The following is a 12,674-nucleotide window of genomic DNA, read 5'->3' as shown; positions in this document are numbered from 1 at the left end:
ATTGAAAAGTTTTACACAAATAAATTTCGATTTTTGGAAACTTTAAAAAAATTTTTAAAAGCATGGTATAATAAAATTTTACCATGCTAATTTCTTCTATTAATTCTTTCCTTTAATTTTTTATATTTAAATGTTATGAAATCAGTAATAACCTGGTACAAGATGGCATGTGTTTGTACATCAGAACTATGCTGAAAATCTATACACAAATCCACATATGGATGATTTTCCATATCTCTATTGGCAGTAATAACAGCTATTTTAGCCTTAGTTAGTTTAAATATATTCTTATCTATATTTCCCTGCATCATCTGATACTTCTTTATATAATCACCTGAGTTAGTAAATATAATAATTAAAGTATCATCTTGAGCATTTTTTATAAATTCATCTTGCTTAATATCATGCATATGAGAAATTATATATTTTCCATTGTATGCAAGCTTAGTTTGAAAATCCATAGCTGCTGATTCTGAATATAATAACCCAAAAGCTGCAACTTTATCATAGTTTATTAAATCCATAGCTAATTCTTCAATTTTATCCATATTTATATTAGACTTAATTAATTCCAGATCATTAATAATCCTATCAATATATTCTTCCTTAGTATGTTCTTCCATGTATCCAATAATATTGTCATTATAGTTTAAATTATTAGATAACTTATTACTTCTATATGAGGCTGCTGCTTTTAGTTCTATAAAATCATCAAAACCTATATGCCTAGTAAATTTTGAAATTGTAGATTTTGATACAAAACATAAATCTGCAACTTCTTGTATAGTCATATTTTGAATAGCATCATAATTACATAATAAAATATTAGCTATATGATAATAGGTAGAACTTTCTTTTCCATCATTTAATATAATCAATAATCTATTTAACAATGTACCCATAGTTATTCTCCTAAAACTCAATTTTTCTCTTTAGTTTAATATATCTTTTTTAAAATTTAATTAAATTCAATCCTATTTCTTCACTAAATTTTCTTCCTATATCTCCATTTATCTTATTAATTATTATTTCTGAAGTTGCACTTATAACTGCCTTATTTAAATGTCCACCAATACATTTACCCTCTACATTTGCAAAAGTACCATGTATATGTAAATAAATTTCTTCATTCATTATAGATATATTTCCAGTTAAATTTGTTATTTCAAAATCCTCTTCAAAAGTATTTGAATAATATTTCTTTTCGTCTACCTTAAAAAGTCCAACAACTACTTGATTAGTTGCACCAAGACCTGAAATTGAACCAGCTTTAATATCTTCTTTTTCACAAAGCTTTTTAATAGATTCAATAACTTCTTCACCTTTTTCTAATCTCAATACAATTGTTTCACCAAATACTCTGTATTCCATCTTTATCAACTCCATCTAAAAAATTTATTTTCATTATATTATCAATTTTACCATAAAAATAAAACTATGAGTAAGATAGTTATTTATAGTCTTATTTTTTATCTTTGGAAAACCGAGAATTTTGCATTATCTATGGATATAGTATATATATTTTCATCTTCAATTAAATTCAAAAATGTATCTACATCGGTATATAAAAGGATTCCATAGGTTTTTATTCCATTTGATTCAATATAACTTAATACTTCGCTATATATTGTACTAGATATATTATTTACATTAAAGAAAGTATTTAAAAAATCTTCTCTTGAAGACATATATTTTAATAGTGATTTAAAATGTTTTTCTAATATTTCAGCACTATATCCATTATCATATTCTTCATTTCCTAACTCAAAGCATGGATAATCTTCTTCTGACAAAGTCCCACTTTCTATAATAACACCTGTACCAGTTGGATCAAAGCCAACTTTCGTATACGTATTAGAATCAGTAGTTCTAATTGCAATCCAATTAGCTGTAAAATTATACTTTTTTTCTAAAGACTTAAGCTCATCAAGAGATAAATCTTTCTTAAAGGATATATATGAAGATATTACACTTCCTTTAGGTAACTCCTTAACATTATTAATTAGATACTCTCTTTCTTCCTTATTTTGTCCATAAATAGAACTACCATCTTTATTAATATTCAAAACATTTTTATTATCCACATCATAGAAAGCATCTATTGCTGGGAACTTAAATAGATTATTATTTTGTGTTATAAGCTCATTTCTAACGACCTTTCCATTAAAAACTACATTTTCACCTGTAAATAAATTATTTTGATTTATTGTTATATCATACTTTCCTAAGCCTAATCCTTCAACATTCGTATTATCAGTAGTATATCCAGGTAAATGTAATTCTGTAAAAGTACTCATATCAATAAAGAGTTCATCTTGATTTTGTTGATTTGTAATTTTTCTACTTGGATTATAAAAAAAGTTGTTATAACTAGGTAATATTAAAAAATTTATTAATATTATTATTAATAATACACTTACTACTGATAAAACAACTACCTTTCTAAACTTTTTATTTACTGCTTTCTTTATAACTTTAGTATCAATTTCATCTAAACCTATATTATCACTTATATTGTCTATTTCCCCAAATATATTTTCTGATAAATAATCATTAATCAATTCATTTTTCTCAATTTCCTCTTCAATAATTTTTATTTCTTCTTCTGTTGCCGTTCCATTTTTATATTTTTCAAATATATACTTAAAACTCATACTTCTCCTCCCTTAAAATTTTTGCAAGTTTTTGTCTACCACGATATAATATATTTCTTGTAGCACCTTCAGAAATAGTTAAATTTTTTGCAATTTCACTTGTCTTTAGATTCATAAAATAAAACATTATTATTACTTCTCTATATATTTCAGAAAGTTGTAAAATTGCATTAAACAATTCTCGTTTTTCCTCTTCTTTTATAATTTTAAAAATAATATTTTCTTCACTTTTTAGATCTTCTTCAATATCTTTATAAGTTATTTTTTTATTTTTTCTATAGTAATCTACAATTAAATTTTTACAAACATATAATAACCAATACTTTACATTTCCTTCACATTTATCTATAGTTACAAAGGCTCTATAGAAAGTTTCACTAACTACATCTTCAGTAATATGATAATCTTTGCAAATTGAAAAAGCATAGAGATATAAATCTTTATAATATATCCTATATATTTTTTCTATCTCATAATTATTCATTTTTTCCCCCCTTCATAACATAAACGTTGAAAAATTTAAAATGTCACACTTCTCTTATAATTTTATCATTATTAAATTATAAGAGAAAAGCTTCCTAGAAAACTAGGAAGCTATATATTAAAGTACTTTAGCCATTTTTATTACTCTTTCACCTAAAAGCACTCTATCAAAAATCTTATTATAATTTAACTTTTCATAGAACTTTGTTACTTTTTCATTTTTTGCAAGCAATGATATTCCTTCAAAATCTTCCTTTTTAGCCACTTGCTCTGCATATAACATAAGCATCTTACCAACTCCAAGACCTCTTGCTTTTTCATCTGTAGCTACATTAGAAATATAGAGATTTCCTCTTCTACATTCCCTAAATATCATGTACTTAATTGAATTAACTATATATAATATCTTTTCAGTAAATCCTTCTATCTTATTAATTTGTTTTATATCTGTTTCAATACTCAATTTATCTAACTTATCATAAGGAATTAATATTATTGCACCAATTACTTTGTTATTTAATTCAGCAACTGTTATATAATCAGTACTATATCTCGACTCCTTACTTCTAATTAATGTCTTTAAATTATCTAAAGTTTCTTCTTTAGATTCTCCCCCTCATACATCTACAGGATTAACTTCAGTATAATAAATTAACTTTGCTATTTTATCTATATCCATAAAAGTAGCCTTTCTAATATTAATATTTTTACTATTCATAATTTATACCTCCCATACAGAAATAAGCATTCTGTATGTTTTAATTATATTTAAATACTACTTATTTTTCATTGATATTTGTACTGTTTTAAATGTATTAATATGCTTTAATTCAAACTAATAAAATCTAAAAATTAATACAACTATACTAAAAAAGCTAGATATTAATATTATTTACTATTAATATCTAGCTTAAATTTCTATTATTTATATATTTTAATTACTAAAGTCCTCTTGAAGTTCTTCTTTTGTGTTAAAAAATTCTTCTTTAATTAATTTTAATATTAATCCTAAAATAATTCCTGAAGCAGCTGGAATAATCCATGCTAATCCCTCGCTGTAAAGAGGTAGATATGAAATTAATTTTACTAATCTTCCATTATCTAATCCCATTTGTCCTATTGCATCAATTATACTTACAATACCTGTAAACAATATCGTTAATCCATAAATATATTTATTATCCTTAAATATAGAATTAAACATTGAAAGTACAATAAGCATTATTGCAATTGGATAAATAGCATTTAATATAGGACCTGATATACTAAGTATTTTAGTTAATCCCATATTAGCTATTATCATACTGAAAACAGCTAATAATCTTACCCAATTTTCATAAGATATTTTATTTGTTAATGTTGAAAAATATTGACTACATGAACTTATAAGGCCAACGCAAGTAGTTAAACATGCTAATGTGAATATTAAAGCTAATAATATTACTCCAGGCTTTCCGAATATGTAAGTTGTTATATTTGTTAGTGTCTGAGCACCATTTTCTGTTACTCCAAATCTACCAGCACTTGTTGCCCCTAAGTGAGCTAACATAGCATATATTATAGCAAGTAATATACCAGCTATAATTCCTGCCTTTATAGATACTGAAACCACTGTTTTCTCATCATTTACTCCTTTGGACCTTATAGCTACTGCAATTACTATTCCGAAATTTAAAGCTGCTATAGTATCCATTGTTAAATATCCATCTAAAAATCCTTTAAAAAATGAAGAAGTCTCATATCCATTTGTAGCTATCCCATATCCTCCTAATGGTTTAAAAAATGAGCCAATAACCATAACTAAAATTAATAGTAATAATGCTGGTGTTAGTATCTTTCCCATACGATCTACTAATTTACTCGGTGATAATGATAACCAATAAGATATAGAAAAGAATATAAGAGTATATAAAAATAATGCTAGTTTTAATGAAATATTTTCAGGCAAGTATGGCGCAACTGCCATTTCAAAAGGTAAACTTCCTGCTCTTGGAATACCAAGTCCAGGACCAATAGATAAATATATTAATATAGTAAATATTGTTGCAAAAATTGGATTTACTCTTTTAGCTAAATTCGTTAATCCTCCTGATTTTGCAACAGCTATTACTCCTAAAACCGGAAATCCAACTGCAGTAATAAAAAATCCTAATAATACTATCCAAGTTTTTTCTCCAGCTGATTCCCCCATAAATGGTGGAAATATTAAATTTCCAGCTCCAAAAAATAGTGAAAATAGCATAAGCCCTATTAGTAATAAATCTTTTTTTGATAAATTTTTCATGTTATACCTCCTTATAATTTCCTAAAAATAAAAAAACCGTCCCTTGAAAAACAAGGGACGGAAATATCCGCGTTACCACCCTAATTCTATAAATATTTTCTAATAAAATATTTATAGCACTTAGTTACATATCAAACAATACGCTTATCTTTTAACGGTGAAAGATTCCGTCAATACTTACTATAATTTTCAGTATTGCTTCTCAGAGATGATTTTCAATTATCTTTTGAACATTGGCTTTCAGCATATACCAACTCTCTGTTGAACAAAATAATAATTTACTTTTTCTCTTCATAGAATTTTTAAATTATTACCTTAATATTACAATCTTTTTATTTGTCTGTCAATATTATATTTTCTTTACAAATTCTGATTTTAATTTCATAGCACCAAAACCATCTATTTTACAATCTATATTATGATCGCCTTCAACTAATCTTATATTTTTAACCTTAGTGCCTTGCTTTAATGGAGCAGAACTTCCCTTAACTTTTAAATCCTTAATTATAGTAACTGAATCTCCATCTTTTAATATATTTCCATTAGAATCTTTAACTACTAATTCATCTTCATCTACTGCATTTTCTGAATTTAAAGTCCATTCATAACCACACTCTGGGCAAATTAAAAGACTTCCATCTTCATAAGTATATTCTGAATTGCATTTTGGACAATTAGGTAAATTTATCATTAATTCATTTCCTCCATTAGTTCAATATAATATATAATCATGTTTTACATTTATTTATACTATCATATATATAATATTTTTACAAATATTATACTATTTTATTCATATATACTCATTATTATCATATATAATTTCATTTATTTGTGTTCCAAATTAGTATAAATAACTTTAAATAGAAACAAACTAAAACAGGAATATATAAACAAAGGAGAAGATTAAGATGAATAAAATATTAAAGAACTTATTTTTATCAATATTATTAGTAAACTTATTCTTGATGCCATTAAAAGTAAATGCTATGGAAAAGAATTTTCTTGGAGATTCATCTACAAATAAAACTAAATGTGATTTGAAAATGAACCAAAGACGATTATGGATAGACCACGTTTCATGGACTAGAAGCTTTATTGTAAGTGATATTGCTTCTCTTGAGGATAAAAACATTGTATTAGAAAGACTTCTAAAAAATCAAGATGATATTGGCAATTCAATCAAACCATATTACGGTGAAGATGCTGGTAATAAGCTTTCAGCACTATTAAAAGAACATATAGAGTTAGCTGGTAATGTTCTTGAAGCTGCAAAAAACAAAGATTCTAAAGCTCTAGAAAAAAATAATAAGCTTTGGTATAAAAATGCTGATAAAATTGCAGACTTTCTAAGTACAGCTAATCCTAATTATTCAAATAAGGTATTAAAAGATATGCTATATAAACACTTACAATTTGTTACTGATCAAGTTGTAGCTAGACTAAGTAATGATTGGAAGTCGGATATTACTGCATATGATAAAGGTGAAGATCATATGATTCATTTTGCTGATATTCTTTCTGACGGCATAATTAAACAATTCCCTGATAAATTTAAGTAAAGAATAATTTATAATTTAATTGAAGGGTCTCAATTAATTTAATAATTGAAACCCTGATTTATCACCTATCAATATTTATATCAAAGAAATCTAAGTCATTTATCTCATCTATTTGCCTTATTTCATCTAATATCCATCTATCCTCATATCTTATAAACTTCCAATATTCTTCAAAAGGTACTCTTCTATATTTATTCCCTTCTATTACGTTACCAGTTGCTTCATTTATTAAATAATCTATAGATTTAGCCTTTATATGAACCCATACAATATCTTCCAAAATACCTTCTTTATCTTTTATTGCAACAGGTGTTGCTTTTATCAATTTCATATTTTTAAGAATATTCTTCTCTTTTCTTACTTTCATCCACTCCGTTTTTGACCTATGCCTAACATATAGCTTTTCGCTCATAAATTCTTTTGCTATATCTTGATTTCTTTCCATCCATGCATCTTGAATCTTATAAAAAGCTTTCTCTATATCGTCTTTCATTTTATCATAATCCCAATTATAATCATTTTTACCTAAGTTTTTTATAGTTGAGATGCTTTTTATCTTCTTTTTGCTAAGCCTTACTTTAAAAATTATAACTCCTGCTGATGAAATACAAAAAAACATTCCAAGACTTATTATTGAAGAAATAGGATTACTTCTCCCATTGTATCTTCCTGAGGTTCCACTATGATGTGAGCTACTACCGCCTCCACCGCCTCCTCCTCCACCACTGCCTCCGCTTCCACCTCCTCCAGCTCTTGCAAAGACATTTGATGGTATATTAATTACTAAAATTAATAAAATAATAGATATAATGTTTTTAAATAATTTCGTTCTTTTCAACCTACTCTCAACTCTCTTTCTCTTATTAAACCTACTATTTATTTCCTATATTAATATTTTAAAGTAAATTTAAAATATTAAAAAGGTATTTAAAGAAATTTTCTTTAAATACCCCCTATCTATAAAAAGATTTTATTTTAACTGCATCCATGTTTATTATTTTATATATTTATCTAAGAAGTTAAATACCTTATCATAATAAGTTTTTGGATCTACATCTGGTGCAGAACCATGACCAGCTCCATCAATCACTAAAATATCTTTTTCACAATTAGCTGCTTCATATAGTCTATATACCATTTCTGTAGGCACATATGTATCATTTCCACCATGAGTAAATAAAATTGGAGTCTTTGATTTTTTAACTTGTTCTAAAGATGAAGCTTCATGGAAATTATATTTAGCTCTAATATTAGTCACTAACTCTGCTACGTTTAAAATTGGAAATGACTTCAATTTGAATCTTTCATATAATTGAGCTTCAAACATTTCTTGCACTGATGTATATCCGCAATCCTCAACTATAGCCTTTACATTATTAGGTATCTCTTCTCCAGAAGTCATCATTACTGTAGCTCCCCCCATAGATTCACCATAAAGAACTATTTGTGAATTGCTATCTAAAGATAGAACATAATCTATCCATAATAACATATCTTTTCTATCTAGCCATCCCATTCCAATATACTTTCCTTCACTATTACCATGAGCTCTCATATCTGGAGTTAATACATTATATCCTTGATTATAAAAATTTAATGCTATAGGTTGTACATCTTCATGACTAGATGTGTATCCATGAGCAATGATTACCCATTTATCACTTTCTTCATCTTGAAAATATAACTTTCCCCAAAGCTTTAGACCATCTTCAGATACAATTGTAGCCTCTTCACTATTAACTTCTTTTAGCCAATTTTTAACATCTATCTTAAATTTTTCTTTATTTATTATTTCCATGTCAGTTTCTATTGTTTCAGGTGCATTAGGATCTATACTAGATAATGTTGCTATTCCTTGTTGCCTCACAAGTGCATAATTGAAGAAATAATTTCCAACATATGCTAGTCCACCAATTACTGATAATATTATTACAACTAAAATAAGTACTATTATTTTCCTTTTCTTATTCATCTGTGTCCTCCTATTAGTATTTTATGTTTTATTATTTTATATACAAATATTTTGATTGTCAATATATTTGTATATAAAAAAGTACTTCTGCATACTTTTACTTATTATGTCACAAGCTCCAAGTCATCAAAAAATTAATAGAATCACTTTATAATTTAAGGACTTAAATTATAAAAGATTATTCACAGTATAAGTCCATTATAACTTCCTAAAGAAAATAAGCTAAGGGCTGTCGCACAAACAGCCCTAATTAAGATTTTATCTATTTATAACTTTTCCTTGTAATCCATCAATAACATCTAAAGTTTTCTTATGCAATTCCTCATCAAAACTTGCACAAAGGCTTGCATCTACAACTATATTAGCATTTCTATATTGAGATTGAAACATAACAAAATTACTTATTACACAAATATTAGTAACTACACCAACTATCTCAATTTCATCTATATCCTTCCCAATTTCTTTTGATATTTTAATCATATCTTCAGGTGCTATACCAAATCCATATTTATCTAGGTAATAAGTGTTTTCTTCTCTATTAAACACATTTAAGCTTCCAAATATTTCATGACCATTCGTTCCTTTAATGCAATGAAGCACAGGTAGATTTAGTCCTTCTCTAGTTTCTAAATAGTTTTCTTTATGAGTATCACGAGTAAATAATACCTTATTTCCCTCATTTAAATACTCTCTTACTTTATTATATATTCCATCTTCTAAGGATATAGCTTTATCGAAACCTAAAGCCCCATCTACAAAATCCTTTTGATAATCAACAACTACTAACAACTTATTCATTAAATTCTCCTCCTAAATTTCATAAACTCAATACTTAATTTTACTATATCATATATAATTTTCTTATTTATAGTAATTAACACTCTTTTATTATATAAAAAATTTTTAATTTATACATTTATATTATATAATATTCTTATGATATTTATTAAGAGGTGATTAATTTCTATGAATAATGAGCTAACTGAAGAGAACATAAAAAAATTAAGAGAAGAATTAGAATATAGAATGACTGTAAAAAGAGCTGAAATAGCTAAAGAAAAAGCTATAGCAGCAGCTCATGGCGATAGATCTGAAAATGCAGAGTATAAAGAAGCTTGTGCTAACTATAGAGCAAATGACAATAGAATACAATATCTATTAACCATGATTTCTACTGCTAATATTATAGCTGATGATGAAATAGATAAATCTGTTTTAGGAGTTAATAGTAAAGCAAAAATTAAATTTGTTGAAGATGACTTTGAAGATGTAGTAACTTTAGTCACAGTTATGGATTCAGATCCTGAAAATATGTGTATAAGCATTGAATCAGACCTTGGATTAGCACTAAAAGGTAAGAAAGCCGGCGATATTGTTGAAGTAATTGCTCCAGAAGATGAATATACAGTAGAAATTTTAGAAATTTTATAACATAAAATTTTATTCACTAAAATTGAATATGGCACAAATAACCCAAATTAATAAATTAGCTATTAAGTACTGAAATTCTTATTTATCATATACTTGAAGAACGTATATCATTGAGATGATATATTTCTGATATAACTAATAAATTTAAAGAAAATATATTTTCAAAAGGTTAATGTACTTTTACTGACTTTACAAACTCATCTTCATATAATGTAGTAGTATGCAATTATACAAAAGCATTTTTACTAATATATTCAATTTTATGATATAATAGGTAAAGCAAATGCTACACTATTAGTAAGGGGGAGATTTAGTGAGAATTAGTAACTTTAAGAAATTAGCAATATTGTCAGTTTTCATTGTATCATTAGGTATGTTTGGATGTGGCTATTCTACTGTATCAAAAGAGACCACTAATGAATCAAAAGCAAATTTGACTACAGTTTTAAAGTATAAAGATTCTTATGTTGGAGATAATTCTGCTGTAACTAATATAGTTAATAATTTACCAGCCAACATATATAACGAAGGAATCGAGTTACAAGCCACATCAAAACCATATGAGATAACTATACACTATAAAAGTTTTAAGGATATTTCAATCAGGCTAGAAGATGATTCTCTAATAACATCATCATTTTCATATGTAATGAAAAATAATGCTTTAATAATACTATCTCTTATTCAAAATGCTGATATAGTAAATTTTGATATATCTGATGGAACTAGTATTACTTATGAACGAACAGCTTTAGTAAATACTCATAAAGATGATTTTGGAAATAACTTAGAGGAAATAACAAAAGATAAATCGTCGTTAGAAAATTTTATTAAAACTAATAAAAAATAAGCAAAAAGACTTAAACCACAGTAATTACTGTGGTTTTTTATTTTTTTAAATCTTATGTTATAAAAGATTTGAAAATCAATAGCACACTCAAATACTCCTTAATTTTCCATTATCCGATAACTCATTTTAATTTCTATTTACTTTATTATCTTTGGAAAAAATAAATCTACGATATTAAATCGCAGATTTATTTATTGTAAGTAATATATTAATGTATTGTCTATTTCATAGACTCAATAACACTTTCAACAAGTCCATCCATATCAACAATATTATCTTCCTTCATTGAAGATACTAATGAAAGCTTGTCATTTAATACATTCATTCCCTTCATACCATCAAGGAATTGTCCCATTAACTTTCCTGATTGAGTTGCCCAAGAACCATTTTCAATAAGAGCAACAGTTCTATTTTGAACATTAAGTGCTTTCATATCCATTAAATAGTTGTGCATTAATGGATAAATACCTAAATTATATGTTACAGAAGCTAAGACAATGTGACTAACTCTAAATGTTTCAGAAATTAATGTAGATACATGAGTATTAGAAACATCATACATAACTACATTTGTTATTCCTTTTTCAACAAATTTAGTTGCTAATGCATTAGCTGCTGATTCTGTATTACCATACATAGAAGCATATACTATCATTATAGCTTTTTCTTCTGGCTCATATTTACTCCACTTATCATGCTTATCTATAAAATATTCTAAATTTGTACGCCAAACTGGTCCATGTAATGGGCAAATCATCTTAATATCAAGAGTACTTGCTTTTTTAAGTAATGCTTGTACATGAGGGCCATACTTACCAACTATATTAGTATAGTATCTTCTAGCGTCATCAATCCAGTCACGTTCAAAATTAACTTCATCATTAAATAATTTTCCATCTAAAGCTCCAAAAGATCCAAAAGCATCAGCTGAGAACAATACTCCATTCTTAGTATCGAAACTTACCATAACTTCTGGCCAGTGTACCATAGGTGCAGTTATGAACTTAATTTCATGCTTACCAAAAGACTTTACATCTCCATCTTTTACTTCTATTATTCTATTATCTACATCAAAGCCAAATTGTCTCATTAATAAGAATGATTTTTCAGTACTTATTATTTTAACATTTGGATAACGAAGAATTATCTCTTCTATTGAAGCTCCATGGTCTGGTTCCATATGATTTATTACTAAATAATCAAGCTTTCTACCATTTAAAACAGCTTCAATATTTTCTAAAAATTGTCTAGATATTGACCAATCTACAGTATCAAATAATACTGTTTTTTTATCCAATAATAAATATGAGTTATATGAAACCCCTCTTGGAATTGGATGAATATTCTCAAATAGAGCAAGACGTCTATCATTACCGCCTACCCAATAAAGGTCTTCAGTTACCTTTCTAACACAAAACATAAATTAATCCTCCTT

The 12,674-nt window shown here is 26.5% G+C and carries 14 protein-coding genes and 1 other annotated feature; of the genes, 3 read left to right on the top strand and 11 right to left on the bottom strand.

The features are described 5' to 3' along the window. Positions 1–86: 86 nt before the first annotated feature. The 7 genes from ACQPVP_RS04415 to ACQPVP_RS04385 all read right to left on the bottom strand — a co-directional run bounded on the left by ACQPVP_RS04415 (position 87) and on the right by ACQPVP_RS04385 (position 6,112). Entirely contained in the window at positions 87–902 is an 816-nt protein-coding gene (locus tag ACQPVP_RS04415; protein ID WP_430847613.1) for a MurR/RpiR family transcriptional regulator, read from the bottom strand. Positions 903–951: 49 nt separating this feature from the next. Continuing rightward, positions 952–1,371, bottom strand: a complete 420-nt coding sequence (locus tag ACQPVP_RS04410; RefSeq protein WP_430847611.1) for a PPC domain-containing DNA-binding protein — start codon at positions 1,369–1,371, stop codon at positions 952–954. A 98-nt stretch (positions 1,372–1,469) separates the two neighbouring features. Continuing rightward, positions 1,470–2,654: an anti sigma factor C-terminal domain-containing protein gene (locus tag ACQPVP_RS04405; protein ID WP_430847609.1), complete on the bottom strand. Its 1,185-nt coding sequence runs from the start codon at positions 2,652–2,654 to the stop codon at positions 1,470–1,472. Then, positions 2,644–3,138, bottom strand: coding sequence for an RNA polymerase sigma factor (locus ACQPVP_RS04400; RefSeq protein ID WP_430847607.1), 495 nt, complete (start codon positions 3,136–3,138; stop codon positions 2,644–2,646). The genes ACQPVP_RS04405 and ACQPVP_RS04400 overlap by 11 nt, the downstream gene beginning before the upstream one ends. A gap of 117 nt (positions 3,139–3,255) precedes the next feature. Beyond that, positions 3,256–3,672 (bottom strand): GNAT family N-acetyltransferase, encoded by a 417-nt coding sequence (locus tag ACQPVP_RS04395; protein ID WP_430847765.1) that lies wholly within the window; start codon positions 3,670–3,672, stop codon positions 3,256–3,258. A gap of 399 nt (positions 3,673–4,071) precedes the next feature. Then, positions 4,072–5,421, bottom strand: a complete 1,350-nt coding sequence (gene brnQ / locus ACQPVP_RS04390; RefSeq protein WP_430847605.1) for a branched-chain amino acid transport system II carrier protein — start codon at positions 5,419–5,421, stop codon at positions 4,072–4,074. Between the two features lie 50 nt (positions 5,422–5,471). Next, positions 5,472–5,725, bottom strand: a binding site (T-box leader). Between the two features lie 45 nt (positions 5,726–5,770). Then, positions 5,771–6,112, bottom strand: coding sequence for a zinc ribbon domain-containing protein YjdM (locus ACQPVP_RS04385; RefSeq protein WP_430847603.1), 342 nt, complete (start codon positions 6,110–6,112; stop codon positions 5,771–5,773). 220 nt (positions 6,113–6,332) lie between these two features. On the opposite strand from ACQPVP_RS04385, the gene ACQPVP_RS04380 reads away from it, so the two are divergent. Beyond that, positions 6,333–6,983 (top strand): glycosyltransferase, encoded by a 651-nt coding sequence (locus ACQPVP_RS04380; protein ID WP_430847601.1) that lies wholly within the window; start codon positions 6,333–6,335, stop codon positions 6,981–6,983. A 61-nt stretch (positions 6,984–7,044) separates the two neighbouring features. Here the strand turns inward: ACQPVP_RS04380 and ACQPVP_RS04375 are convergent, their stop codons facing one another. The 3 genes from ACQPVP_RS04375 to ACQPVP_RS04365 form a co-directional block, all read right to left on the bottom strand. Then, positions 7,045–7,821 (bottom strand): Tim44 domain-containing protein, encoded by a 777-nt coding sequence (locus ACQPVP_RS04375; protein WP_430847599.1) that lies wholly within the window; start codon positions 7,819–7,821, stop codon positions 7,045–7,047. A 156-nt stretch (positions 7,822–7,977) separates the two neighbouring features. Further along, positions 7,978–8,955, bottom strand: a complete 978-nt coding sequence (locus ACQPVP_RS04370) for an alpha/beta hydrolase (RefSeq protein WP_430847597.1) — start codon at positions 8,953–8,955, stop codon at positions 7,978–7,980. Between the two features lie 258 nt (positions 8,956–9,213). Beyond that, positions 9,214–9,756 (bottom strand): cysteine hydrolase family protein, encoded by a 543-nt coding sequence (locus ACQPVP_RS04365; protein ID WP_430847595.1) that lies wholly within the window; start codon positions 9,754–9,756, stop codon positions 9,214–9,216. 168 nt (positions 9,757–9,924) lie between these two features. Here ACQPVP_RS04365 and ACQPVP_RS04360 point away from each other — a divergent pair, with 168 nt between their 5' ends. Together ACQPVP_RS04360 and ACQPVP_RS04355 are read left to right on the top strand one after the other, a co-directional pair. Beyond that, entirely contained in the window at positions 9,925–10,389 is a 465-nt protein-coding gene (locus tag ACQPVP_RS04360) for a GreA/GreB family elongation factor (RefSeq protein WP_430847593.1), read from the top strand. Positions 10,390–10,702: 313 nt separating this feature from the next. Continuing rightward, positions 10,703–11,239, top strand: a complete 537-nt coding sequence (locus ACQPVP_RS04355; protein WP_430847591.1) for a DUF4825 domain-containing protein — start codon at positions 10,703–10,705, stop codon at positions 11,237–11,239. A gap of 220 nt (positions 11,240–11,459) precedes the next feature. Here the strand turns inward: ACQPVP_RS04355 and ACQPVP_RS04350 are convergent, their stop codons facing one another. Further along, the gene (locus ACQPVP_RS04350; RefSeq protein ID WP_430847589.1) at positions 11,460–12,659 is read right to left on the bottom strand and encodes an FprA family A-type flavoprotein; all 1,200 of its coding nucleotides are present in this window, start codon (positions 12,657–12,659) and stop codon (positions 11,460–11,462) included. Positions 12,660–12,674 lie beyond the last annotated feature (15 nt).

Origin of the sequence: Clostridium nigeriense (genome assembly GCF_050585265.1) — a bacterium.
GTDB classification, from domain to species: Bacteria; Bacillota; Clostridia; order Clostridiales; family Clostridiaceae; genus Clostridium; species Clostridium nigeriense_B.
This window is presented reverse-complemented; position numbering and strand designations above follow the sequence as displayed.

Bases quoted from the DNA above. Each gene is read 5' to 3' on its own strand.
- ACQPVP_RS04410 (WP_430847611.1), bottom strand. From the start codon at position 1,371: ATGGAATACAGAGTATTTGGTGAAACAATTGTATTGAGATTAGAAAAA.
- ACQPVP_RS04405 (WP_430847609.1), bottom strand. From the start codon at position 2,654: ATGAGTTTTAAGTATATATTTGAAAAATATAAAAATGGAACGGCAACA.
- ACQPVP_RS04400 (WP_430847607.1), bottom strand. From the start codon at position 3,138: ATGAATAATTATGAGATAGAAAAAATATATAGGATATATTATAAAGAT.
- ACQPVP_RS04370 (WP_430847597.1), bottom strand. From the start codon at position 8,955: ATGAATAAGAAAAGGAAAATAATAGTACTTATTTTAGTTGTAATAATA.
- ACQPVP_RS04380 (WP_430847601.1), top strand. From the start codon at position 6,333: ATGAATAAAATATTAAAGAACTTATTTTTATCAATATTATTAGTAAAC.
- ACQPVP_RS04360 (WP_430847593.1), top strand. From the start codon at position 9,925: ATGAATAATGAGCTAACTGAAGAGAACATAAAAAAATTAAGAGAAGAA.
- ACQPVP_RS04365 (WP_430847595.1), bottom strand. From the start codon at position 9,756: ATGAATAAGTTGTTAGTAGTTGTTGATTATCAAAAGGATTTTGTAGAT.
- ACQPVP_RS04385 (WP_430847603.1), bottom strand. From the start codon at position 6,112: ATGATAAATTTACCTAATTGTCCAAAATGCAATTCAGAATATACTTAT.
- ACQPVP_RS04415 (WP_430847613.1), bottom strand. From the start codon at position 902: ATGGGTACATTGTTAAATAGATTATTGATTATATTAAATGATGGAAAA.
- brnQ (WP_430847605.1), bottom strand. From the start codon at position 5,421: ATGAAAAATTTATCAAAAAAAGATTTATTACTAATAGGGCTTATGCTA.
- ACQPVP_RS04350 (WP_430847589.1), bottom strand. From the start codon at position 12,659: ATGTTTTGTGTTAGAAAGGTAACTGAAGACCTTTATTGGGTAGGCGGT.